19 protein-coding genes and 1 pseudogene are annotated in these 25132 nt (G+C 65.2%); 14 read left to right on the top strand and 6 right to left on the bottom strand.

The window, feature by feature from the left end:
• The first annotated feature begins 50 nt into the window (after positions 1-50).
• Positions 51-1058: a LysR family transcriptional regulator gene (locus ACD584_RS12525; RefSeq protein WP_076036184.1), complete on the top strand. Its 1008-nt coding sequence runs from the start codon at positions 51-53 to the stop codon at positions 1056-1058.
• A 141-nt stretch (positions 1059-1199) separates the two neighbouring features.
• On the opposite strand, the gene ACD584_RS12520 is transcribed toward ACD584_RS12525, so the two are convergent.
• Complete coding sequence (locus ACD584_RS12520) at positions 1200-2780, bottom strand: alpha-N-arabinofuranosidase (protein ID WP_175611545.1); 1581 nt, start codon at positions 2778-2780, stop codon at positions 1200-1202.
• A 276-nt stretch (positions 2781-3056) separates the two neighbouring features.
• On the opposite strand from ACD584_RS12520, the gene ACD584_RS12515 reads away from it, so the two are divergent.
• Positions 3057-4112 (top strand): aldose epimerase family protein, encoded by a 1056-nt coding sequence (locus ACD584_RS12515; protein ID WP_175611544.1) that lies wholly within the window; start codon positions 3057-3059, stop codon positions 4110-4112.
• Positions 4113-4390: 278 nt separating this feature from the next.
• Here ACD584_RS12515 and ACD584_RS12510 read toward each other — a convergent pair whose 3' ends face one another.
• Positions 4391-5188, bottom strand: a complete 798-nt coding sequence (locus tag ACD584_RS12510; RefSeq protein ID WP_076036182.1) for an inner membrane protein YpjD — start codon at positions 5186-5188, stop codon at positions 4391-4393.
• Positions 5189-5467: 279 nt separating this feature from the next.
• Here ACD584_RS12510 and ffh point away from each other — a divergent pair, with 279 nt between their 5' ends.
• From ffh to rplS, 9 genes are all read left to right on the top strand, one after another.
• Complete coding sequence (gene ffh / locus ACD584_RS12505) at positions 5468-6844, top strand: signal recognition particle protein (RefSeq protein WP_070692447.1); 1377 nt, start codon at positions 5468-5470, stop codon at positions 6842-6844.
• A gap of 100 nt (positions 6845-6944) precedes the next feature.
• Positions 6945-8159 (top strand): hypothetical protein, encoded by a 1215-nt coding sequence (locus ACD584_RS12500; RefSeq protein ID WP_228438028.1) that lies wholly within the window; start codon positions 6945-6947, stop codon positions 8157-8159.
• A 258-nt stretch (positions 8160-8417) separates the two neighbouring features.
• Positions 8418-9257 (top strand): DUF2314 domain-containing protein, encoded by an 840-nt coding sequence (locus tag ACD584_RS12495; protein ID WP_070692453.1) that lies wholly within the window; start codon positions 8418-8420, stop codon positions 9255-9257.
• 1 nt (position 9258) lies between these two features.
• Positions 9259-10356, top strand: a complete 1098-nt coding sequence (locus ACD584_RS12490; protein ID WP_076036180.1) for a nitronate monooxygenase family protein — start codon at positions 9259-9261, stop codon at positions 10354-10356.
• Positions 10347-11144, top strand: coding sequence for an aminotransferase class IV family protein (locus ACD584_RS12485; RefSeq protein WP_076036179.1), 798 nt, complete (start codon positions 10347-10349; stop codon positions 11142-11144). The genes ACD584_RS12490 and ACD584_RS12485 overlap by 10 nt, the downstream gene beginning before the upstream one ends.
• A 111-nt stretch (positions 11145-11255) precedes the next feature.
• Positions 11256-11516 carry a 30S ribosomal protein S16 gene (rpsP, locus tag ACD584_RS12480; protein WP_006449156.1) on the top strand — a complete coding sequence of 87 codons (261 nt, stop codon included), beginning with the start codon at positions 11256-11258 and terminating at the stop codon, positions 11514-11516.
• A gap of 41 nt (positions 11517-11557) precedes the next feature.
• Entirely contained in the window at positions 11558-12070 is a 513-nt protein-coding gene (rimM, locus tag ACD584_RS12475; RefSeq protein WP_006449157.1) for a ribosome maturation factor RimM, read from the top strand.
• A gap of 68 nt (positions 12071-12138) precedes the next feature.
• Entirely contained in the window at positions 12139-12912 is a 774-nt protein-coding gene (gene trmD / locus ACD584_RS12470) for a tRNA (guanosine(37)-N1)-methyltransferase TrmD (RefSeq protein WP_076036178.1), read from the top strand.
• A 144-nt stretch (positions 12913-13056) separates the two neighbouring features.
• A complete protein-coding gene (gene rplS / locus ACD584_RS12465) occupies positions 13057-13464 on the top strand; it encodes a 50S ribosomal protein L19 (protein WP_006449159.1) in 408 nt (135 codons plus the stop codon).
• A gap of 149 nt (positions 13465-13613) precedes the next feature.
• On the opposite strand, the gene ACD584_RS12460 is transcribed toward rplS, so the two are convergent.
• Positions 13614-15089 carry an MATE family efflux transporter gene (locus ACD584_RS12460; protein ID WP_076036177.1) on the bottom strand — a complete coding sequence of 492 codons (1476 nt, stop codon included), beginning with the start codon at positions 15087-15089 and terminating at the stop codon, positions 13614-13616.
• A 328-nt stretch (positions 15090-15417) separates the two neighbouring features.
• Here ACD584_RS12460 and ACD584_RS12455 point away from each other — a divergent pair, with 328 nt between their 5' ends.
• Positions 15418-15825, top strand: a complete 408-nt coding sequence (locus tag ACD584_RS12455) for an RNA-binding S4 domain-containing protein (protein ID WP_076037751.1) — start codon at positions 15418-15420, stop codon at positions 15823-15825.
• 601 nt (positions 15826-16426) lie between these two features.
• Here ACD584_RS12455 and katG read toward each other — a convergent pair.
• From katG to mutS, 3 genes are all read right to left on the bottom strand, one after another.
• On the bottom strand, positions 16427-18673 hold the full coding sequence (katG, locus tag ACD584_RS12450) for a catalase/peroxidase HPI (protein ID WP_076036176.1): 2247 nt from the start codon (positions 18671-18673) through the stop codon (positions 16427-16429).
• A gap of 362 nt (positions 18674-19035) precedes the next feature.
• Positions 19036-19653 (bottom strand): DUF937 domain-containing protein, encoded by a 618-nt coding sequence (locus ACD584_RS12445; RefSeq protein ID WP_076036175.1) that lies wholly within the window; start codon positions 19651-19653, stop codon positions 19036-19038.
• Positions 19654-20004: 351 nt separating this feature from the next.
• Positions 20005-22560: a DNA mismatch repair protein MutS gene (mutS, locus tag ACD584_RS12440; protein ID WP_228438027.1), complete on the bottom strand. Its 2556-nt coding sequence runs from the start codon at positions 22558-22560 to the stop codon at positions 20005-20007.
• A 293-nt stretch (positions 22561-22853) separates the two neighbouring features.
• Here mutS and ACD584_RS12435 point away from each other — a divergent pair, with 293 nt between their 5' ends.
• Positions 22854-24707 carry an integrase gene (locus ACD584_RS12435; RefSeq protein ID WP_228438026.1) on the top strand — a complete coding sequence of 618 codons (1854 nt, stop codon included), beginning with the start codon at positions 22854-22856 and terminating at the stop codon, positions 24705-24707.
• Positions 24694-25132, top strand: a pseudogene (locus ACD584_RS12430) (nucleotide-binding protein); the annotation flags it as partial. The gene ACD584_RS12435 and the pseudogene ACD584_RS12430, both read left to right, overlap by 14 nt.

Here is a 25132-nt window from a genome sequence, read left to right as displayed (position 1 = left end):
TGCTTACGTAAGAAAATCTTACGAATCCATTGGTAAAACTGGCTGGGCATATGAACATTCTTCAGTCCATTCGTAGTTTCGTCAGCACGGTGGATGCCGGCAGCATCGCCGGCGGCGCCAAGCGCCTGGGTGTGAGCCCGGCCGCGGTGAGCCAGAACATCGCGCGCCTGGAGCAACACCTGGGTGTGCGCCTGCTGCACCGGACCACGCGCAGCCTGGCACTGACCGAGCGCGGCGCGCTGTACGTGGAGCAGGTGCGGCAGATCGAACGCGACCTGGAGCGCGCGCGGCAACTGGTGGCTGGCTCGCAGCAGGCCCCGGCCGGCCGCCTGCGCGTGGCCAGCACCGCCGCCTTCGCGCGGCATGTGCTGGCGCCGATGTTGCCGTCACTGCGGCAGCGCTACCCGCGGTTGGAGATCGAACTGCTGTGCACCGACCGGGTGGTGCAACACGCGCAGGAAAGCGTGGATGTGAGCCTGCGCATCGAAGCCCAGCTCGAGGACGGCCTGGTGGCGCGCCACATCGCCAATGTGCCGTTCGTGGTATGCGCAGCGCCGGCGTACCTGCAGCGCTGCGGCGCGCCGCAGACGCCGGACGAGCTGAAATATCACGACTGCCTGCTGCTGCGTTACCCGGTGGATGGGCGCTACCTGCGCTGGAATTTCATCCGCGATGGCGTGCGCTTCCAGCCCGACCTCGGCCGTGCGCTGGTCAGCGACGATGTCGATGCACTGGCCGCCATGGCCGCGGCTGGCGGCGGCATCACACGCCTGGGCGCGTTCGTGGTGCAGCCGTATCTGCTACGCGGACATCTGCAGCCGTTGTTCGTTGCTCGCACTGGCGGCACGGCCACGCCATTCGCGCTGGAGCCGTTGCGGCTGTACCTGTGCGTGGCAGACCGACACGACTTTACCCCCAAGGTGCGTGCTTTCATGGAGCACGTGCTGGAGCGGCTGCCGGACGACTGGCGGATTTCGCTCCCCGCGTTACGCGAGACAGCTGCGCGCCCGACCGACGCGGACGAGTTCACACAGTCGTCAAAGAGCGATGCGCGCTGATCAGCAGCCCTGCGCACACACCATGCATTTGAGAACACCCGCCATGCCGCCATCGCGCACGCGGTGCAGTGTGCAGGCGCGATGGCAGCGTGGCGGCATCATCCACAGCGCCGTATGCGGCGCCCGCGCATGGTCGCCGCGTTAACGTAGTTTGAGCATCACGATCGCCCGTGCCGGCAGCGCCACCTGCAGCGTGTTGCCCTGAATCCGCGCGCCGGTGAAGGCGGTTGGTTGCACGGTGCGGGGCGCAGCGAAGGTGTTGTGCGCGGTGATCGTCGGTGCGGTGAGCAGTTGCCCCTCCACGCCGCGCACGCTGACCCCGTCCACCGCCACGCTGACCGTGGCCGGGCTGTTGGCATCCAGATTGGTGAGCGCCACATACACATGCCCATCCTTGGCCTTGACCGCCGAGCCATGCACGGCGGGCACGTGGATGTCGCCATGCCGATAGTCGGGGGTCTGCAATTGCAGTGGCAGGTGGGTGGCATCCTGGAACGGCTTGTACATCGCAAATACGTGATAGGTCGGGGTCAGCACCATCCGGTCGCCATCGGTCAGGATCATCGCCTGCAGCACATTGATCATCTGCGCGATATTGGCCATGCGCACGCGATCGGCATGCGCACTGAAGATGTCGATGTTCAACGCTGCCACCAGCGCATCGCGCAGGCTGTTCTGCTGGTGCAAAAAGCCCGGGTTGGCGCCAGGCAGGCCGGCGTACCAGGTGCCCCATTCGTCCACCACCAACGCCACTTTCTTGGCCGGGTCGTAGCGGTCCATGATCGCGCTGTGCTTGGTGATCAGCTCGTCCATCACCAGCGTGCGCGACAGCGTCTCGATCCAGGCTGCTTCGTCGAAGTCGGTGGAGGAGGCGCGCGGCGGGCAGCCGCCAGGCACGGTGTAGTAATGCAGGCTCAGGCCATCCATGAGCGTGCCCGCCTCGCGCATCATTACCTCGGTCCAGTGGTAATCGTCGTTGTTGGGGCCGGGCGCAATCTTCAGGATCTTCTGGTCGGACGGCGCCTTGACGAAGGTCTGGTAGCGCCGATACACATCGGCGGCGTACTCCACCCGCATGTTGCCGCCACAGCCCCACAACTCATTGCCGACGCCGAAGAACGGCACCTTCCACGGTGCCTGGCGGCCGTTGGCGCGACGTTGCTCCGCCAGGCTGGAGCGCGTGCCGGCGGTCATGTATTCCACCCACTGTGCAATTTCGTCCGGCGCGGCATTACCGACATTGCCGGCCACGTATGCGTCGGTGCCCAGCAGCTCGGTGAAGTCCATGAATTCGTGCGTGCCGAAGCGGTTGGACTCTTCCACGCCGCCCCAGTGCGTGTTGACGCTGATCGGGCGCTGGCCGGGCGCGCCGATGCCATCGCGCCAGTGATACTCGTCGGCGAAGCAGCCGCCGGGCCAGCGGATGTTCGGTACCGCAATCGCCTTCAGCGCCGCCAGCACGTCGTTGCGATAGCCGCGCGTGTTGGGGATGGAAGACTCCGGTCCAACCCAGAGACCGCCATATACGCCGGTGCCCAGGTGCTCGGCGAACTGCCCGAACAGATGCCGCGACACCTGCGCGCCTGGCTTCTCTACCTGCAGCGTGCCGCGCACCTGCACATCGGCCGCCTGCGCGCCACTACCGCTCACGGTCAGTGCGATCAGCACGGCCGTCAACAGCCATGAACGCGGGTGCCGCAAGGTGTTGGAAATCCACTGCATCGGTGTGCTGCTCCTGTCGAGGAATGGGCGAGGGCAAGTGCGTGGGCAGTGCGTGGGCGAGCGCTGGCGCGCTGCAAGCCTAGTGCGTGCGGCCTCGCCTGTCTGCGCCACAGCCCACGTTGCTTCCTGCCACATCCGCTGGCTGGCAAGCTCTGCCGCGTGCGGCTTTGCGGTGACGCGGCAGGTGGCACCGCATCGCCAGGATGTGCGCCGCGCCATGGTGCCGGGCCGGTGGCGCCGCTATGCTCGCCGCTCACTTCATCGGCGGGTGTCTTCATGCAGCGAGTGTTCGGAACCTTGGCGGACGGTGTCCAGGTGCATGCGCTGCGCTTGCGTGGCGATGGCGACCTGGAAGCGGAAGTGCTCACCTACGGCGGCATCCTGCACGCGCTGGAACTGACCACCCCGCAAGGCCGCGTGCCGCTGGTGCTGACACTGCCCGATCTGCCCGCCTACGCCGCCGACAACGACAGCCTCAACATCCTGGTCGGCCGCTTCGGCAACCGCATCGCTGGCGCCCGCTACACCCTGGACGGCGTGACCCATGTGCTCGCCGCCAACGAAGGGCGCAACCAGCTGCATGGGGGGCTGCGCGGCTTCGGGCGGCGCGTGTGGGAGGTGCTGGAGCAGGCGCCGAACCGGGTGGTGCTCGGCTACACCTCGCCCGATGGCGAAGAAGGCTACCCCGGCACCTTGCAGGTACGCGCGCAGCTGCAGGTGCAGGGCAATCGCCTGCATCTGGATTTCGAAGCGCACTGCGATGCCCCCACGCCGTTGAACCTCACCCATCACCCGTATTTCAATCTGTCCGGTGACCCGCAGACACGCGCGGCCTCGCAGGTGTTGCGCGTGCCTGCGGACCGCTATCTCCCCGTGGATGCCGAATCGATCCCGACCGGCGAAATCGCCTCGGTCGCGGGGACGCCCTTCGATTTCCGCACGCCTGCTGCGCTGGCCGAGCGCGTTGTTCTGGATCACCCGCAGATCCGGCTCGGCAAGGGCTACGACCAGTGCCTGGTACTAGCGAAGGACGCGCACAACGACTGCATCGCCGAGCTGTACTCGCCGCAGAGCGGCGTCGCGCTGCGCATCACCAGCGATGCGCCGGCGGTACAGCTGTACGAAGGCCAGCATCTGGACAGCCACCATCCCGGCCTGGGCCGTGGCGTCTGCCTGGAACCGCAGGACTATCCGGATGCGCCCAATCAGCCAGCGTTCCCGCCCGCGATCCTGCGCCCGGGCCAGGTGTATCGGCGGCGCATTGCCTACCACTTTGCGGCTCCCGGGCCGGAGCAGCCGTGGACGTCGGTGATCGCTGCGCTGGATGCGTGAGGGTGGTCGCGCGCTTGCTCCCGCGGACGGCATGGTCCGGCGCGTGCGTCGATGAAGCGCCGGCGTGGCGGTGAGGTAGCGGCGCGTTGCTGGTCGTGGCTGCAACTGCAGCCACCTCGGCGGCCGCGGTGCCTCTCAGCGCAGCCAGCGTACACGGCGGATAACACCGGCCTTAGTGATCGATAACACTGCAGGCTGGCGTGCCTGATCAATCGCGAGCAATGGATAGGCGCTTACGCCTCCAACATCGCCGCGTCGCGCCACCGCCCGGCCCACCCTCAGCCGCCGCGCGGCCCCAGCACCAGTTCGATCACGAACTTGCTGCCGAAGAACGACAGCACCAGCAACGCCATGGCGGTCAGGGTCCAATGCACCGCCTTGGTGCCGCGCCAGCCGTTGCGCCAGCGGCCGATCAGCAGCGCGCCGAATACGATCCACGACAGGATGCTCAGCACGGTCTTGTGCAGCAGCCGCTGGGCCAGGAAGTCCTGCACGAACAGCAGGCCGGTCAGCAAGGTCAGGGTGAGTAAAATGAAGCCCGCCGTGATCGTGCGGAACAGCAGCGTTTCCAGCTCGGTCAACGGCGGCAGCGCCCGCAGCCAGGTGTGGAAGTCGCGCCGGCGCAGCGCACGCTCCTGCAGCCACAGCATGATCGCCAGCAACGCGGCGATCCCCAGCGTGGCGTAGGCCAGCAGCGCCATCCAGGCATGCAGTTCCAGCCGCCAGCCCAGATCCGCGCTGGGTTCGTGGCCGTAGCCGTGGTAACAGGCCAGCAGGATTGCCGCCAGCGGAAACACCACCACGCCCACCGCTGCCATGCGCCCGCGTCCGCCAAACACCGCGGTCAGCCCGGCCATGCCCAGCCCGGTCAGCGACAGTGCCGCGAAGAAGTGCATGTCCGGCCCGCCCGCGGTGCGAAACGCCACCAGCACGTGGTAGCCGGCATGCAGCGCCACGGCCGCCAGGGCCGGCAGCAGCCAGCGCGCGGGCGACTGGTTGCCATCGCGCAGTACGGCGCGGGTGAGCAGTCCGGCGGCCAGCAAGTACAGGGCAAAGGCGATGAGAACGATTGTCATCGTTGAAGTTTCGCATATTGGTGGGGCCGGGATTCGGGAATCGGGATTCGTGAAGCAGCAGCTGTGGGTCGCGCGAGTTGAGGGGCTGGCAGCGAGCAGTCGTGGGGCCGGGCATCGACCTGGCGCTGGTCGGGCTGGCGGCGACGCGGGCGGCCTGGGCGAGCTGACCATGTCGGGTAGGCCAGGGCCGCTGGTCCGGGTAGCGGCCCTGGCCGGGGCAGGCCGTCAGCCGGTGCCGCTATAATCGGCATCCGTTTCCCCTTACGCGGTCCCTTGCGCATGTTCGAGTCCCTTACCCAACGTCTCTCCGGCACCATGGAGCGCCTGCGTGGCCGTGGCCGCCTGACCGAGGAGAACATCCGCGAAGCCACCCGTGAGGTGCGCATTGCGCTGCTCGAGGCCGACGTCGCGCTGCCGGTGGTACAGGCGCTGATCGAGCGCATCAAGGTGCGCGCGGTGGGCCAGGAAGTGCTCAAGTCGCTGACCCCGGGCCAGGCGCTGATCAAGATCGTGCGCGACGAGCTCACCGCCGTCATGGGCGCCGCCGCTGCCGACCTCAACCTCAATGTGCCGGCGCCGGCCATCATCCTGATGGCCGGCCTGCAGGGTGCGGGCAAGACCACCACCGTGGGCAAGCTCGCCAAGCACCTGAAGGAAAAGCGCAAGAAAAAGGTCATGGTGGTCTCGGCCGACGTCTATCGCCCGGCCGCGATCGAGCAGCTCAAGACCCTGGCCGAACAGGTCGGCGTGCTGTTCTTCCCCTCCGATGCCTCGCAGAAGCCGGTGGATATCGTGCGCGCCGCCATCAGCGACGCACGCAAGTCCTTCGCCGACGTGCTGCTGGTCGATACCGCCGGCCGACTGGCAATCGATGCGGCGATGATGGACGAGATCAAGGCGCTGCACGCCGCGATCAATCCCACCGAAACCCTGTTCGTGGTCGATGCGATGACCGGCCAGGACGCGGCCAACACCGCCAAGGCCTTCGGTGAGGCACTGCCGCTGACCGGCGTGGTGCTGACCAAGACCGACGGCGACGCGCGTGGTGGTGCGGCCCTGAGCGTGCGCTACATCACCGGCAAGCCGATCAAGTTCGTCGGCACCGGCGAAAAGACCGACGGCCTGGACGTGTTTCATCCGGACCGCGTGGCCAGCCGCATCCTGGACATGGGCGACGTGCTGTCGCTGGTGGAGCAGGTCGAGCACAGCGTCGACCAGGAAAAAGCCGCCAAGCTTGCCGCCAAGGTCGCCAAGGGCAAGAAGTTCGACCTCAACGACATGAAGGAACAGCTCGAGCAGATGCAGAACATGGGCGGCATCCATGGGCTGATGGACAAGCTGCCGGGCATGGGCCAGATCCCGGACAACGTCAAGCAGCAGGTCACCGGCAAGGAAGTGCCGCGCATGATCGCCATCATCAACTCGATGACCAAGAAGGAACGCCGCAACCCGGCGTTGCTCAACGGCTCGCGCCGCGCCCGCATCGCGCGCGGCTCCGGCATGCAGCCGGCCGACGTCAACAAGCTGATGAAGCAGTACCAGCAGATGGAAAAGATGATGGGCAAGCTGGCCGGCGGCGGCATGAAAGGCCTGATGCGCAACATGAAAGGCATGATGGGCGCCATGGGCGGCCGCGGCGGCATGCCGTTCCGCTGAGTTCCAGGCGCTGACGCGCATGAGTACCGTGGCTGGCAGGCGTTGCCTGGAACTCGCGCTGGCGATCATGCTGGCGCTGCAGTCGACCACTGGCTGGACGGTGCTGCTGGCGGTGGTGGTGTATTGGGTGGTGGTCGTGGTGGTCGCCGGGCTGATCGATGAACGCGCCGAGGCGCGCGCAAACGTCGCAGGTGAACCGCCGGGTGCAGCAGCGGTGTCCGATACTCCGCCGAAGTCGAACTCGAAGTCGACCATCCGCCTGGCGGCATTGCCGAACACGCCGCTGCGGCCCGCTGATCTGCGGCCTGGCCTGGACACGCCGCGTCAATGGCGACGCCATGTCATCGACGTCGCCGCCTACGAAGAAGAGCGTTATCCGCGGCAGGACGTCTGTACGACGGTCGATGTTTTCCTGCGGACAGGCGATGCGCTGGTGCTCGCATTTCACCGCGCACCGAACGACGGCGACGCACCTGCGCAGTGGCGCTGCGATCTCTGGCGTCCTGCCGCCAACCATCCGCAGTGGCTGGACGTTTTCGCAACGCGCGAGGTGCGTGTGTCGGTGGGGCAAACCGGCGTGTACTCAGTCGGCATCGGTCAGGCGTATGGCCCTTCGCCAGGTGTAGTGAGTCTTTGGGTGTGCGTGCCGGAGCCGGACCGGCTTGCGCTGCCGTGGCGGCCCGCGCATGGCTCGCATCTGCGTTATGAACAGTGCGACGACGGCACGCCAAGAGTGCGTATCGAAGACGAAGCGCGTGTGCTGCCGCATGCGAAATTGGAGACGACGACAATGCGTGCGGCGCCAAGCGGGTCGGTGCTGTTATTCGGCAGCGCGCAGGATGCCTGGGACGTGACGGCAGCGTCGGATCCCGCTTCGTCATGGCGGGAAGAAAATACCCATCTTCATCGGTATTTTCTCCAACTGAGCCAGGGCGATGTGCTGACACTGGAATGCGCCTGGGCCGCCGAACACTTCGACCAGCCGCTGCCCTTGCCCGACAATTGCACCGGGTGCACCCAGGGCGAGCTGCGTGTGTTCAAGCTCGTCCGTGGGCCGGATCTCGAGCATCTATGGGCAAGTGCGACAACGCCTGCGTGCAGGCAGATCACCTGTATCGCCGATGGCTTTTATTGCCTGGAAGTTCGTCTCTTCGGTCCGGCGGCGTGGCGCACGCGGCCCTCATCGGCATTTGTCGACGTTCGCCTGTGGGGCGCGTTTGTGCAGCGTCCGCAGGCCGTGCGCGCGTTCGCATTGCGCGATGTGATGGTGGAAGACTGGTATCGGGATGTCCTGCCGTTGCCGTTGCAGTACTGATCGGTGTTGAGCGCCATGCCGCGTGGGCGCCGGTTCTGAATTTGGCGAGCGTACGCCAGGCGCAGGGACAATGGCCATGATGTCTCCCTGGCCGGGCCGCGCCACGATGGGTTCGTTTTCGCATACCAATGCCTTCCAGCAGCGGTTTGGCTTATGCGCGCACGGCTCCGGTATTGCGCTACATCTGTCGTGCACGCGTTGCCCTCGCTGCATGGCTGCAGTAGCGTGTTGCCTCTTTCTTGGCAGGAGCGCCAGCAGATGAGCGATACCCGGATGTATTTCGCAGACAACCAGGATGCCGCGTTGCAGGCGGGCTATATCGCCGCGCGCGACACGTTCAAATTCTTCTGGCGTGAGTTGTCCTGGGAATACCGCCGCATCGTTCCGGGCCTGGACATGGCCGCAGTCAAACTGCCGTTCGCCACCGACAGCGCCGCGCAGGAAGTGCACGGCGCGCCAACGCATGAGCACATGTGGATCTCCGATGTGCACTTCGACGGCGAGCAGATCTCAGGCAGCCTGCTCAACGAACCGGAATGGATCGAAGCGCTGACAGCCGGCGACGCGGTGTCGGCGCCGTTCGCGGATCTGGAAGACTGGATGTACGTGGTCGACGGCAAGGTCTACGGCGGCCACACCATCGATGCCATGCGGCGTGGCATGGCGCCGGACGAGCGCGCCGAGCACGATGCCGCCTGGGGCCTGGATTTCGGTGAGCCCGGCGCGGTGCGGCTGGTGCCGGCACAGGCTGCGGCGCGCAAGCCGGGCCTGTTCGACAAGATGTTCGGCGGCAAGGGCACGCCTGTTGCGCCAGCGGTCGAAGATCCACTGCAACAGGAGCATCCGATGAGCGAGAACATGGGCCCCAAGTTCGACGAAGGCCTGCGCGATCAGCCGGAGGTGGTGCAGCTGCGCGATGACGCAGGTTGGACGCTGTTGCAGCGCGATGCGCTTGCAGGCAATTACCAGCCAGTCGCCTTGCTGCTGCAGCATGGTGCCGACCCCACCTTGCGCACTCCGAGCGGCAAGACCGCGCTGGACCTGGCACGGCAGATGCAGTGGCCCAGGATCGTGCACTTGCTGGAAGGCGCGCACTGACATGGCCGCCGCCGCCACTCTGGCGACAGATGGTCCCTATGCGCACGTTGCCGCGTTCTGCCAGCGCTTCGGTCTGCGCGTGCCGATCCTGCTCAGCCCGATGGCCGGCGCCTGCCCGGTGCCGTTGTCGGCTGCGGTGGCTGCGGCGGGCGGTATGGGCGCGATGGGCGCGGTGCTGTCGCAACCGCAGGACATCGTGGTTTGGATGCAGGCCTTTCGGCAGGCCAGTAACGGGCCTGCGCAGATCAATCTGTGGATCCCCGATCCCGCGCCCGCCCGCGATGCCGATGCCGAAGCGCGCATGCGTGCATTTCTGGAGCAGTGGGGCCCGGCGGTGGCGGCCGACGCCGGCGATGCCGCCCCGGCCGATTTCGATGCGCAGTTCGATGCATTGCTGGAGGCCCGCCCGGCAGTGGCCTCCTCGATCATGGGCGTGTTCCGGCCCGATCAGGTCAGCCGCCTGAAATCCGCCGGCATCGCCTGGTTCGCCTGCGCCACCACATTGGAGGAAGCACGCGCAGCGCAGGCGGCGGGCGCCGATGCGGTGGTTGCGCAGGGGGCGGAAGCCGGCGGTCACCGTGGCGCGTTCGATGCCAGCCAGGCCGAGCGCCAGATGACCGGATTGTTCGCGTTGCTGCCGCGGCTGGTCGACCACCTGGAGATTCCGGTCATTGCTGCCGGCGGCATTGCCGACGCACGTGGGATTGCCGCGGCCCTCACCCTGGGCGCCAGCGCGGTGCAGATCGGCACCGGCTTGTTGCGCACGCCCGAAGCGGCGCTTCCCGGCGCCTGGGCCGATGCCCTGGCGGCCACAGAGCCGGAGCAGACCTGGCCAACACGTGCATTTTCCGGGCGCCTGGGGCGGTCGATCGCCACGGCTTACGTCCGCGCCGCCGCCGCAGTGGACGCGCCACCGCCGGCGCCCTACCCGGTACAGCGCGCGCTGACCGCACCGATGCGTCAGACCGCAGCCCGCGGCAACCGCCTGGATGCGATGCAGGCCTGGGCCGGGCAATCGGCCTGGATGGCACCCGCGCAGCCTGCCGCGCAGGCGGTCACGCAGTGGTGGGCTGACGCGCAGGCGCTGTTATGTCGGTGATCTTCTGCAATGGCGTACCCGCCAGCGCGGCGCAGCTCGGGGCTGCCGCGCTGATCAACTACGGCCACTTCACCACGCTACAGGTGCGCAGCAGTGCCGCGCTCGGGCTGGATCTGCATCTGCAGCGTCTGCAGCAGGGCAGTCGCGCGCTGTTCGGTATGGAGTTGGCGCAGGAGGCAGTGCGTCTGCAAATGCACGCCGCGCTGGAAGCCTCGGCAATGGCCGATGCCAGCCTGCGCGTCACCGTGTTCGCGCAGGATTACGATTTTCGCGATCCCTTGCGCGAGGTCGCGCTGGACGTACTGGTTGCGGTGTCGCCGCCAGCGGACATGCCCGAGACCGGGCTGCGCGTGCAGGTGACCAGCTATGTACGCGATCAGCCCGAGCTCAAGCATGTGGGGACATTTCCGTTGTTGCGTCTGCGCCGGCTGGCCATGAATGCCGAGCACGACGATGTCGTGTTGCAGGATCCGCAGGGCAGGGTGCTGGAAGGCGCGTTCTGGAATCTGGGTTTGTGGGAGCGCGGCGGCGTGGTCTGGCCGCAGGGCCCGGCCTTGCTGGGAACGCGTCAGCAATTGCTGCAGGCCGGGCTGGAAACGCTGGGGATCGCCCAGATTCGGCGGCCGGTACAACTGGACGAACTGGATCGTTTCGATGGCGCCTTTGCCTGCAATGCACGCGGGCAGCAGGCGATCGTGGCGATGGGGCCGGCCCGCTGGGGCCCACATGCAGCCCAGCTGCCGCTGCTGGAGCAGGCCCTGCAAACCCATGCCTGGCAAGCGATCTGAGCCTTGGCGCGGGGGCGGTCACCGGGTGGGTTGGCTTCGCCGCCCGGCGCCGCTATAATCGCCGGCTTACCGCGCCACTCTGGCGACTGGGCAACTCAGGAAAACGACACCATGGTCAAGATTCGACTGACCCGCGGCGGCGCCAAGAAGCGTCCGTTCTACCACATCATCGTGACCGACGTGCGCAGCGCGCGCGACGGCCGCAACATCGAGCGTCTGGGTTACTACAACCCGGTTGCCCAGGGCGCAGAACCGCGCGTCGTGCTGGATATCGCGCGCGTCGACCATTGGGTCGGCCAGGGCGCACAGCTGACCGACAAGGTGCGTAACCTGTACCGCGAAGCATCCAAGCCTCAGGCCGCTGCGGCCTGATCTGGGAGGGCCGAGCGCACCGCTCGGCCTAGCTGACGCAGATGAAACAGACCGAGCGCCGTATCCTGCTGGGCAGGGTTGCCGGCGCTTTCGGTGTCAAGGGCGAGCTCAAGATCGAGTCCTGGACCGAGCCGCGTAGCGCAATCTTTCGGTATCAACCGTGGATTCTGCGTACGCCTTCGGGTGAGGAGTCGACACTGAGCGGAGCGCGCGGGCGCGATCAGGGCAAGCATCTGGTTGCAACATTCCCCAGCGTTTCCGATCGCGACACCGTCGAAGCCATGCACGGGATCGAGATTTACGTCTCGCGCAGTGTGCTGCCGCCACCCAAGCCCGATGAATATTATTGGGTGGATCTGGAAGAGTTGCAGGTGGAAACCGTCGAAGGCGTCAAGCTCGGCACGGTGTCGCATCTGTTCTCCACCGGCTCCAACGACGTGATGGTGGTGCGCGGCGATCGCGAACGGCTGGTGCCGTTCGTACTGCCGGATTTCGTCAAGTCGGTCGACTTCGAAGCCAATTTGATCGTGGTGGATTGGGACCCGGATTTCTGATCAAAGCGGTGCCCCGGCTCCGCTCTTGTTCTACCCATTTCCGATTCCCAATTCCCGATTCTCAGCCATTGCGCATCGACGTCATCAGCCTGTTCCCCGAGTTCATCGCGCAATGCGCGGCGTTCGGCGTGGTCGGGAGGGCGCAGGAGCGTGGCTTGCTGGAATTGCAGGGCTGGAATCCGCGCGAACATGCGCAGGGCAACTACCGCCGGGTGGACGACCGTCCCTTCGGTGGCGGCCCGGGCATGGTGATGTTGATCGAGCCGTTGCGGGCCTGTCTGGCTGCGGTGCAAGTCGCAGACACGCGTCCGGCACCGGTGATCTATCTCAGCCCGCAAGGGCGGCCGCTCACCCAGCCGCTCGCACGCGAGCTGGCGCAGTTGCCACGCATGGTGTTGTTGTGCGGGCGCTACGAAGGCGTGGACGAGCGGTTTCTGGCGCAGTCTGTGGATATGGAAATCTCCATCGGCGACTACGTGTTGTCCGGCGGCGAATTGGGCGCAGCGGTGCTGGTGGATGTGGTGACGCGGTTGCAGGAAGGCGTGTTGAACGACGCCGAGTCTGCTGCCCAGGACAGTTTCGAAGGCCCGCAAGGCTTGCTGGATTGCCCGCACTACAGTCATCCATCGACGCACGACTGGGGCGATGTGCCGGAGGTGCTGCGCTCGGGCAATCACGCTGCGATTGCGCGCTGGCGTCGGCAGCAGTCGCTGGGCCGGACCTGGCTGCGTCGCCCGGACCTGCTCGACGAGGCCGGGTTGGACAAGAACGATCGCCGTCTGTTGGAGGAGTTTCGTCGCGAACTCGCCTCAGGCGACGATAAACCCGGCGACAAGGAATAAGGGCTCACCCCTAGCTCTTGCAAGATTGATTGGGGTACAATATACGGCTTGCTGGCCAGCCTTGCGTCTGGCCCTGCCACGAACCTCGAGCAATCGCCGTGCGGCGACTGCCGGTCCAATATCACCAGACACGCGGTGCCCATCATGAGCAAACTCAACAAGACCATCCTGGCTGACTTCGAAGCCGCCCAGATTCAGCGCCAGCTGCCGGAATTCAACCAGGGCGACACCGTTGTGGTGAACGTCAAGGTGAAGGAAGGCAACCGCGAGCGCGTGCAGGCCTATGAGGGCGTCGTGATCGGTACCAAGAATGCCGGCCTGAACTCCGCGTTCACCGTGCGCAAGATCTCGCACGGCTTCGGCGTCGAGCGCGTGTTCCAGACCCACAGCGCCATCATCGATTCGGTCGAAGTGAAGCGTCGCGGTAAGGTTCGCGCCGGTAAGCTGTACTACCTGCGTGGTCTGGAAGGCAAGGCTGCCCGCATCAAGGAAGATCTGGCCGCTGCTGCACAGGCCAAGGCTGCTCGCCAGGCTGCTGCCAAGGCTCAGTAAGTCACACTGGCAGGTTGTTTCTGCCACTGCCAAACGGCCGCCTTCGGGCGGCCGTTTGCGTTATGGGAATCGGGATTCAGCAGTTGTGATCCCACAACGTTCGCGGGAACGTGGACGCGAGCATCTGTTCTCCGCACTGCCAGCCGACATCAGCGCTGGCGAGGCCGCGGCAATTCCGTCAACGGCGCGGTATCGGCGACCGGCGAAGCCGGGTGTGCCGGAACCTCCGCAGCGGCCGCCAGCTCGGCCGGATCCGCAGCTGTGGTCAGCATGCGTGCCTTGCGCCAGCCGCCCCAGCGGTAGTACGCCAGCGACAGCAACATCGAGCAGACCGAACTGATCGGCAGACTCCACCAGATGCCGTCGGCCCCCAGATGCGGGATCAAGGCGTTCGCCAGCGGCACGCGTACGCCCCACAGACCGAATGCCAGGATCAGCAGTGGCGGGATCACCGCACCGGTGGCGCGTACCACGCCGGAAATGACGAAGCTCACGCCGAACAGTAGGAACGACCAGATGCCGATGTGATTGAGATGCCGCGCCACTTCCAGCGTCGGGCTGTCGGTCGGCAGGAATAGGGCGAGCGTCCAGTGATCGAACACGATCAGCAGCACGATCAGAATGCCGGTCATCAAGAAGTTGGCGACGATGCCGGTGCGTGCGGTCGCGTCGACGCGATTCCAGAGCCCGGCACCCAAATTCTGCGCCGCCATCGTGGAGCAGGCAGCACCCAGCGCCATCGCCGGCATCTGCACATACGTCCATAGCTGCAACGCTGCGCCGTACGCGGCAGCAGTGTCGGTGCCGAAGCCGTTGACCAGCGTCATCATCGCGATCATGGCCAGCGAGATCAGCACCATCTGCAGGCCCATCGGCACGCCTTTGACGATGAGCGCGCGCAGGATCGTCGGCGAGATGCGGAACAGCTGCAGATCGCCGCGCCCCAACCACAGGACATGGCGTTTTTTGCGTAAATACAGCAGCAATCCGCCGAGTGCGACCACCTGCGCCAGCAGCGTGGCCCAGGCCGCACCGGCGATACCGAGTGCCGGAAACGGGCCGAGACCGAAGATCAGCAGCGGGTTGAACACGATGTCCAGCACCACCGACACCAGCAAGAAGCGGAACGGTGTGCGGGCATCGCCGGTGCCGCGTAGTGCTGCCGACAAAAACGCGAACACATAGATCAGCGGCATCGCCAGGAAGATGACCCGCAGGTACTCCTCGGCCAATGTCTGCGAGGCCGGCGGCGTGCCCATCGCGGTCAATAGGTGCGGCGCCAGAAACCAGCCGAAGACCGCGATCGCTGCCGACAGGCCGCCAAAGAAACTGGCGCTGGTGCCCATGACCTTGCGCGCCTGGGCGAGGTCGCGCGCGCCCATCGCCTGACCGATCAGGATGGTCGAGGCCATGCCAATGCCGAACACCGAGCCGATCAGGAAGAACATGATGCTGTTGGCGTTGGCCGCCGCCGTCAGCGCCGCCTCGCCGAGATAGCGGCCGACCCAGATCGCATTGATCGAGCCGTTGAGCGATTGGGCGATGTTTCCCGCCAGGATCGGCATCGCGAACAGCAGCAGATTCTTGCCGATCGGGCCTTCGGTCAGGACAGCGGATTTGGGCATTGCAGACGCGCCGTGGTGCGGAAGCTGCGAACACTAGCATTGGCATGTGTGAGGTGTGAGGTGTGCGGTCGCCGGGGCAATCCAAACAAGCGCAGGCGAGCATGATTGGCACGCCGATGACATGAGGCGCGGCACGCGCTGTGCAGCTCAGGCTGTATCGGTCAGCCAAAGCCCGGAGGCAGACTGGGTCTGGTCGGTAGCGGCGCTTGAGTTCCGGCGAGGTTGCCCAAATATTTTTCGCTCAACGCAGCCGGTTGCGGCGCGCCGACGTAATGGCGATGACAACACCGGCATGTGGCCCATTGGACCTGACGGCAAGCACAAGGCAATGACTCAATTGGCGGAACAAGCGACAACGGTCAGGCTGGATGTCTGGCTGTGGGCGGCGCGCTTCTTCAAGACGCGCAGCCTGGCCAAAGCGGCAGTGGACAACGGCAAGGTGGATGTCGCCGGCCAACGGCCCAAGCCGTCGCGCACGTTGCGTAGCGGCGAGCAACTGCGCATCGACCGTGGCGGTGAAATCTTCGAGATCACGGTTGCCGCGTTGAGCGATGTGCGCGGCCCGGCACCGGTGGCGCAGGCGCTCTACGTCGAAAGCGACGCCTCACGCGAGGGACGCACGCAGTGGCGGCTGCAACGTGTTGCCGAGCGCACCGGCTATCGGGCACCGCTCGGTAAACCGGACAAGCGTGCGCGCCGGTTGATCAATGCACTGGGCGATATCGACGCGTTGTAGTGCTGCGTGGTTGTCCGCTACGAATTGGATGGTGGAAACAGGAGCGCCTGGATCTCCATCATGTCGTTCAATCAATAAAAAAGGCGCTTCCCCATCGCGGTGTGAAGCGCCGTTCGTGATGCTCTGCTCTTAACCATGCATAACGACCATCTCGACAGGTCCTTGCCCGCCCACCGTCGCGGGACCTTACGCGGCATGGATGCCGCGTAAGAGCTTACAGGGACGTACTTGCAGCGTGTCCCGCGACGGTGGGCGGGCAAGGGCCCTGCAGCCAAGCCGCAGACCAGCCGCTCCACCATTGAACTCTCAATGATTTCAAAACCACCGAGATCTCACGGTCTTGAAATGCCAATGGCCGACAGAGTGTTGCGAGCAACGGAGAGGGAGGTGCCGTCAATATACCCAGAGGCGGCGTATGCACCTGGCATTAGCCAAACCGAGCAACAGCGGCACCCAACTGATGGCCACGGAGCAGTTGGCCGCTCCAAGTGACCAGTGTTTCCCGGCTATCCGGGAAGCGTCTTCAGGGTGCCAGGTCGATCTCTTGCGTCTAGTTCAACAGAGCTGCAGGCGCACGCAAGAAAGCATGCGCCTTTGCGACTCACGCCAGATCGAAACGATCCAGCTGCATCACCTTGGTCCAGGCGGCGACGAAGTCGTGCACGAACTTCTCCTGCGCATCGGTGCTGGCATAGACCTCGGCTACCGCGCGCAGGATCGAGTTGGAGCCGAACACCAGGTCCACGCGCGTGCCGGTCCATTTGTGTTCGCCGGTGCTGCGGTCGCGGCCTTCGTAGACCTCCTTCGATTCGGAGGTAGCTTTCCACTCGGTGCGCATGTCGAGCAGGTTGGCGAAGAAGTCGTTGCTCAGCACGCCGGGACGGGTGGTGAACACGCCGTTCTTCGAGTCGCCGACATTGGCGCCAAGTACGCGCAGGCCGCCGACCAGTACGGTCAACTCAGGCGCAGTCAACGTCAGCAGCTGCGCCTTGTCGATCAGCAAGGCTTCGGCAGGTACGGCGTAGCTGCGCTTGGCGAAGTTGCGGAAGCCATCGGCCACCGGCTCGAGCACGGCGAAGGACTCGACATCGGTTTGCTCCTGCGAGGCATCGGTGCGGCCCGGCGCGAACGGCACGGTCACGCTGTAGCCTGCGGCGTGCGCTGCATGTTCGACAGCCGCGTTACCGGCCAGCACGATCAGGTCGGCCAGCGAGATTTGCTTGCCGCCGGCATGCGCGCCGTTGAACTCGGCCTGGATGCGCTCCAGCGTGCCCAATACCTGCGCTAGCTGCTCGGGCTGATTGGCCTGCCAATCCTTCTGCGGTGCCAGGCGGATGCGGGCACCGTTGGCGCCGCCGCGCTTGTCCGAGCCGCGGAAGGTCGATGCCGATGCCCACGCAGTGGAGACCAGCTGCGCCACGCTAATGCCGGAAGCGAGGATGGTCTGCTTGAGGGCAGCGGCATCCTGAGCATCGACCAGCGGGTAGTCGACGGCCGGTACCGGGTCCTGCCACAGCAGTTCTTCGCTCGGCACATCCGCGCCGAGATAACGTGCGCGCGGACCCATGTCGCGGTGGGTGAGCTTGAACCAGGCGCGGGCGAAGGCGTCGGCGAACTGGTCGGGGTGTTCGTGGTAGCGACGCGAGATCGCCTCATAGGCCGGATCGAAGCGCAGCGCCAGATCGGTGGTCAGCATGGTCGGCCGGTGCTTCTTCGATGCATCGTGCGCATCGGGAATGATGGCGTCTGCATTCTTGGCCACCCACTGGTGCGCGCCGGCCGGGCTCTTGCTCAGCTCCCACTCGAACTTGAACAGGTGATCGAAGAAATCGTTGCTCCACTGCGCCGGGGTGGTGGTCCAGGTGACTTCCAGGCCGCTGGTGATGGTGTCTGCGCCCTTGCCGCTGCCGTAGCTGTTGTGCCAGCCCAGGCCCTGGCTTTCCAGATCGCTGGCTTCCGGCTCGGCGGCCACGTTGTCGGCCGGGCCGGCGCCGTGGGTCTTGCCGAAGGTGTGGCCGCCAGCGATCAGCGCCACGGTCTCTTCGTCGTTCATCGCCATGCGCGCGAAGGTGTCGCGGATGTCGCGCGCGGCGGCGACCGGGTCGGGCTTGCCGTCCGGTCCTTCCGGATTGACGTAGATCAGGCCCATCTGCACGGCGGCCAGCGGGTTTTCCAGATCGCGGGTGTGCGGCACTTCGCTGTCGTCATCCTTCACCAGCACGCCGTGCGCTTCGTCCACGCCCGGCGAGCCGCGCGAGTAGCGGTCGTCGCCACCCAGCCACTTGGTTTCGCGGCCCCAATACAGATCCTGATCCGGCTCCCAGGTATCTTCGCGGCCGCCGGCAAAACCGAAGGTCGTAAAGCCCATGCTTTCCAGCGCGACGTTGCCAGTGAGGATCATCAGATCGGCCCAGGAAATCGCCTGGCCGTACTTCTGCTTGATCGGCCACAGCAGCCGGCGCGCCTTGTCCAGGCTGACGTTGTCCGGCCAGCTGTTGAGCGGCGCGAAACGCTGCTGCCCACGACCGCCGCCGCCACGCCCGTCACCGATGCGATAGGTACCGGCGCTATGCCAGGCCATGCGCACGAATAGCGGGCCGTAATGGCCGAAGTCGGCCGGCCACCAGTCCTGCGAGTCGGTCATCAGCGCACGCAGTTCCTGCTTGAGCGCTGCCAGATCGATGCGCTTGAACGCCTCGGCATAGTTGAAGGTCTGGCCCAGCGGGTTGGACTTGCTCGAGTGCTGGCTGAGCAGATCCACGCGCAGCTGCTTGGGCCACCAATCGCGGTTGGTGGTTCCGGTACCGACGACGGCATGGTTGAACGGGCACTTTGCTTCGGTTGTCATGGGATTTACCTATGTGCGTGTGCACTTGGGGAGCTGCGTGCCGAACGCATCGACACGTGCTGGTGGAATCGAAGTGGCAGGCAAAATTTAAAAGGTGGTCATCGATCGAAGGCGCGCGTGCGGCCAGGGGTCATCGAGAGTCGTCGCCGCGTGTGCCGATGCTAGCGCTTGCCCGATGGGGTCGGTATAGGACGGCATGCGGAATGTGACTGGCAGACGGGCGCATCAGGCGGACTCATCGTGGCGGCGTTCGCACACGATAAAGAGCATCGATCGGTTGGGGAATTCGAATTATTCAACCATATCGATAGCGTGGTGCTATCGAGAGCACGTCGGTGCCGAACCGACGTGCTCTGGTGACGTCAGCGCTTGCCGAACAGGCTGCCGCCGAGTTTCATGACATCGCCCAGGCCGAGTTTGCCGTCGCCATCCTGGTCCAGCACGCTGGTCAGTAGGCCGTTGACGCCGGTGTTGCTGCTGGCACGCTGCTGTTCCTGCGCCAAGGCCGGGCCGAGTTGATTGCCGCCAGCCGCCGCATTGCCGCCGAGGAAGCGTTTGGCCAGATAGGCCATCACGATGGGCGCCAACAGTTGCAGCAGTTGGCTGGCCTTGCCGGTTTCCAGCCCGGTGGCCTTGCCCAGGCCCGCAGCAGCCTGCGGTGCCTTGTCGCCGAACAGATGGCCGACGATGCCGGCGCCATTGCCCTGCGCACCATTGGCCGAGCCGCCCAGCAGCGAGCCGAGCAGGCTGCCGATGTCCGGGCTGCCGGCGTGATCGCGCTGCAAGGCACCCATCAGCGCATCGGTGCCGCCGGCCTGCTGGCTGTTGCGGCCCAAGGCGCCCATCAGCAGGGGCAGCGCGGTCTGCACCGCCGATTGCGCCTGCTCCGGCGCGATGCCGAGCCGGCTGGCGAGTTGCTGCAACTGCGGCCCCTGCAGCTGCGCGGCCAGTTGGTCGGTCAACGAGGCGGACGTGGTCATCGGTGTGGTCTCCGGTTGGACAAAACGTTGTGGCAGGGTGCGCCCGTTGCGCCAGCAGAGCAATCCGCGCGGTGCGCGTCACTGCGCAGAGCGTGATGCAGCACGAGCCGGTGCGATCGCAGGGCAGCATGCAAGCAAACGCACAAATCTTGCGACTGCAATGGATTAGCAGGGCCGCACGCGTCGGTCATGCAGCTATGCCGTTACGAACCCCCAATCCCTGCAAAACAGCATTCAACCGACCACCCGACCCTGTCGCCGCAACGGATCCGCAAACGCCGCAAACATCAGCCATGCAACTGCGCTGTTACGAATCTCGAATCTTGAATCTCCACTCCCCAATCCCGTTACTCACAGCAACGCCTTCAACCGATACAGCGCTTCCAGGGCTTGCTTGGGCGTGAGTTCGTCCGGGTCCAAGGCCTGCAGTGCTTCCTGCGCGGCGGAGGACGGTGCGGTGAACAGGCCGAACTGCTGCGGCGCATCCAATGCGGCCGGGGCCATCTGCGCGACATGGCTTTCGCCGCCGCGTTGTTCCAGTTCGGCCAGACGATGACGCGCCTGCGTCACCGCGGCCTTGGGCAGACCGGCCAGCGCGGCCACCTGCAAGCCGAAGCTGCGATTGGCCGGGCCGTCCTTGACCGCATGCATGAACACCAGGCGCTCGCCGTGTTCCACCGCATCCAGATGCACGTTGGCGATGCCGCTGCCGCCACCGGCATGCGAGGCATCCGCCAGCGCGGTGAGCTCGAAATAATGCGTGGCGAACAGCGTGTAGCAGCGATTGGTATGCGCCAGGTGGCGCGCCACCGCATCGGCCAACGCCAGGCCATCGTAGGTGGAGGTGCCGCGACCGATCTCGTCCATCAGCACCAGCGATTGCGGCGTGGCGTGATGCAGGATGTAGCTGGTTTCGGCCATTTCCACCATGAAGGTGGATTGCCCACGGGCCAGATCGTCGCCGGCGCCGATGCGGGTGAGGATGCGGTCGATCGGCCCGATCACCGCGCGGCTGGCCGGCACATAGCTGCCGATATGCGCCAGCAACACGATCAAGGCGTTCTGCCGCATGTAGGTCGATTTACCGCCCATGTTCGGGCCGGTGATGACCAGCATGCGGCGATCGGCGTGCAACTCCAGATCGTTGGGCTCGAACGGTTGATCGCGCACCGCTTCCACCACCGGGTGGCGGCCGCGTTCGATGCGCAGACATGGCGCGCTTTCCAATTCGGGTTGCGACCAGTCCAGTGCCTGCGCGCGTTCGGCAAAGGCGGCCAGCACATCCAGTTCGCTCAGTGCGCCGGCGCAGCGCTTGAGCCCTTCAAGCGTGCCGCCCAGGGCATCGAGCAGGCCTTCGTAGAGCAGTTTTTCGCGCGACAACGAGCGCTCGCGCGCCGACAGCACCTTGTCTTCGAAGCTCTTGAGTTCTTCGGTGATGTAGCGCTCGGCGTTGGTCAGCGTCTGTCGGCGGCTGTAGTGCAGCGGGGCTTTCTCGGCTTGGCCCTTGCTGATCTCGATGTAGTAGCCGTGTACGCGGTTGTAGCCCACCTTGAGTGTGCCGATGCCGCTGCTCTCGCGCTCGCGCTGTTCCAGATCGATCAGGAACTGGTCGGCGTTGGTGGACAGCCGGCGCAGCTCGTCCAGCTCGGCGTCGTAGCCGGTGGCGATGACGCCGCCATCGCTGAGCTTGAGCGGCGGTTGTTCGGCCACCGCGCTGACCAGCAGATGCGCGGTGGCATCGTGTTCGCCGAGTTCGGCAAACAGGGTCTGCAGCCGCGGCGAATCCAGTGGCGCCAGCAACGCACGCACCTGCGGCAACAGCGCCAGGCCATCACGCAAGGTGGAGAAATCACGCGGGCGTGCCGAGCGCAGTGCCACGCGGGTAAGGATGCGTTCCAGATCGCCAAGCGCGCGGAACGCGTCGCGGATGTCGGCATCGGTGCCGTGGTCGATCAGGGTGCCCACCGCATGGTGGCGTTGCACCAGCACCTCACGCAGCCGCAGCGGGCGATGCAGCCAGCGCCGCAGCAAGCGCCCGCCCATCGGCGTAACGGTGCTGTCCAGCACGCCGAGCAGCGTGTTGCGCGTGTCGCCATCCACGCGCGTGTCCAGTTCCAGATGGCGGCGCGTGGCGGCGTTCATCGAGATTGCCTCGCTGGCCACTTCCATCGCCATCGAGGTCAGGTGCGGCAGGCGCTGTTTCTGGGTTTCTTCGACATAGCCGAGCAATGCACCGGCCGCGGCGGTGGCGCAGGGTTTGTCATCGATGCCGAAGCCGGACAGATCGTGCAGTTTGAAAAACGCCAGCAGCTGGCGCCGCCCGCTGTCGGCATCGAACAACCACGGCGGCCGGCGCCGCACGCCGATGCGACCACGCAGGAATTCGGGCCAGTTGTCTTCGTCGGGCACCAATAGCTCGGCCGGTTCCAGGCGCGCGATTTCCGCTTCCAGCGCATCGACGCTGTCCACTTCATTGACCAGGAAACGCCCGCCGGCCAGATCGGCCCAGGCCAGGCCATAGCCTTGCTTGCTGCGCGAGATCGCCATCAACAGCGTGTCGCGGCGCTCGTCCAGCAACGCCTCGTCGGTTACCGTGCCCGGGGTGACGATGCGCACCACCTTGCGCTCGACCAGGCCCTTGGCCAGTGCCGGATCGCCGATCTGCTCGCAGATCGCCACCGACTCGCCCAACGCCACCAAGCGCGCCAGATAGCCCTCGTAGGCATGCACCGGCACGCCAGCCATCGGAATCGGCGCACCGCCGGAACTGCCGCGCTGGGTCAGCGTGATATCCAGCAGACGCGCGGCCTTGCGCGCATCGTCGTAGAACAGCTCGTAGAAGTCTCCCATGCGGAAGAACAGCAGCAGGTCGGGGTAGTCCGACTTGGCTGCGAAGAATTGCTTCATAGCAGGCGTGTGTTCTTTGGATCCCTTGCTGGTGCTGCTTTGGTCTTTTAAATCAGTCACTTGATTGTTTGGCCGGTAACGTCAATGATGGTGGATGGAGGCGATTGGCGGCAAGTGAAGGTGTTTCGTGTAGCGATTCTGTAGCTACGTGGAGACTCTGGCGCAAAAAAACTGTAGCAACGGTCTGCGGCGATGGCCATGTGCGTGCGATACTGTAGCAATACGGACATCCAGGGGGGCGTGTGTTGAAGAGTCCAGCGTCGAGCAAGAAGTCCGGCTCTCTTAAGTTTAGTTTGACCTACGCCCAAGTGCTGGGGTTGTCGATCGCCAAGGGGCCGGCCTTGGATGCGCAAGGGAAGGTTCGAATGCTCGCTCGATCGGAAGGCACCCCCTACCTAGTGCTCGACGGAGGGCCCGGAGCGCCCACGGGGTTTGGCTTCCGGGTCGGCAAGACCATGACCACTTACGTGGGCCAGAAACGAGGGCCAACCGGAACGCCGGTTCGCTTCAGCTTGGGCAACGTGTCCGACATGGGGCTGGACGAGGCCAGGGAGGCCTGCCGGCATCATCTAGCGTTGCTCAAGGAAACGGGGAAAAATCCTGTCCACGTCAAACGGCAGCAACTGCTGGACGCCTTGGAAGAGGAATCGGCGATTGATTTCGGCGATCTAACGTTAAGGGAGTGCCTAGCGCGTTACATCGGCCATCTGGATTCCCGAGTAAAGAAAAAAAAGATCAAGCAAGTCAGTGTGGACGCGGTGCACGACAGCGTGTCCCGCCTTTCCAGGCCTGGCGTTGAGCTGGCGGATCGGGCGTTGAACGACATCAAGACGGAGGTGGTCAGGGCCGCCTTTGACGCGTGTCGGATCAGCTCAATGAAGCTTTCCAATCGCATTCCCACACAAATGAGGCAAAAGCTGGGCGGGGTAGCGGATTGGTCCAAGCTGTCGGTGGCCGAGTTGGAGGCGTTGGGCATCACTGGGAAACACATCCAGTGGGTGCGGGCTGCAGGGCTGTCCTCGACCGAACACACGTTTTCCGACGCGCGGAGGGCCGTGGAGTTCGTGATCAAGCAGGAGAGGGCGCGGGATCACGAGTTGGGCAGGCCTCAACGGCACTTCTACAACCCGCTGGACGTCATCCATACCGAGGACATGCTTAGAGAGGCGCACGAGTTGCGCAGCCACTACAGCCGGGCCGAGGTTCGCAACCCCTTGGGCGATGAGACGTTGCCCAAAGTGCTCAAAGCCATTGCCGCGCGGCGCGATGAGCAAGGTGGGCGGAACGCGGCAGGGGCGGACTACCTGCTGTTGACGTTGCTATGGGGCACCCGCCGCAGCGAGGCCGCTCCGTTGCGTTGGTATGACCGGTGCACGCCGGGCGAGCTGTCTCAGGCGCAGGTGTCCTGGGTTGCCCTTTCCTCCCCCGGTCAAATCAATCCGACCACAAAGCGCGAAGGCAGTCAGGTCTACCTGTTCGAGACGAAGAACTGGGAAGAGAGATTTCTGCCTGTCACTTACTTTGCCGAACGGATTCTCCAGCGCCGGTTCAACGAGCGCCTGGACGATACCCAAGCCAAGAAGGATCTGGTGGCTGCAAAAGCTGCCTTGGCGGCAGTGAGCAAGCGGGGCGGGAGCAAGGCGCTCATTGAATCCCTGCAAGAAGAGGTGGCCAACGCCGAGCACGCGCTGGACCGCACCCGATACGTGTTTCCGGCCAGATCCGGGCGCAGCAAGACCGGGCACTACTCGGACAGCAAATCCATCATCGCCAACGTGCGCCGTGACGCCGGGCTGGTCGATTTGCGCAAGGAGGTGGACATCGGCCTGACCCCGCACGACCTGCGCCGCACGCTGGGGCGCTACGCGGGGCGGCTGTTGGGCAAGAGCCGGGTGGTGTCCCAGATGCTGCATCACCGGGCCAAAGACCGGGAAACCGCCTCAACGGACGAGATTTACACGGAGCAGGAATGGTCCGAGCTGCGCCGGGCGTTTGGCGAGGTGGAAGAGCACATGATGGCGAGCAGTCCCCGGGTCTGGAACCGCTGGAAAGGCACGGACAAGCCGCGACTTGACGAAGCCAATGACCCTCCGGCTACGATCTTCGCTGCACGAAATCAAAAGGTGGCGCTCGATGACGAGCATTGAACCCGTCCGCACGGAAGAAGCGTTTCTTGCCAAAGCCGAGGCGTCGTGGAGCGGGGAGTTGGTCCGCGCGAAGAGCGCGAGCGGAGGAATGGTGTCGGCGAAAGCTGCAGCATGGTTCCTGGGCATCCACGCCGACACGCTGGGCGAGTGGCGACGCCGCATTCCGCCCATGGGCCCCCGCTTTCAAAAGGCCTCGGGCAGTGCCGCTAACGGCCCCAATCAGCGGGTGAAATACGACTACGACGAGCTTTTGGCGTGGAAGGACGGACAGCAGAGCAGGACGGCGAAGGAGCGCCGGTTGAGTTCGGAGCTGGAGCGGTTAAGCCAACAGCAGCGGGAACTGGAACTGGAGCGGCAGATCCACGAGGCGAAGGTGGCTTTGGAGAAGCTGCGGAAGAATGCTGGGCGCTACACCGCGTTGGTGA

Origin of the sequence: Xanthomonas sp. NCPPB 2922 (genome assembly GCF_041520885.1) — a bacterium.
Taxonomy (GTDB): domain Bacteria; phylum Pseudomonadota; class Gammaproteobacteria; order Xanthomonadales; family Xanthomonadaceae; genus Xanthomonas; species Xanthomonas campestris.
The sequence above is the reverse complement of the archived record's forward strand: the minus strand, read 5'-3'. Positions and strand labels throughout refer to the sequence as shown.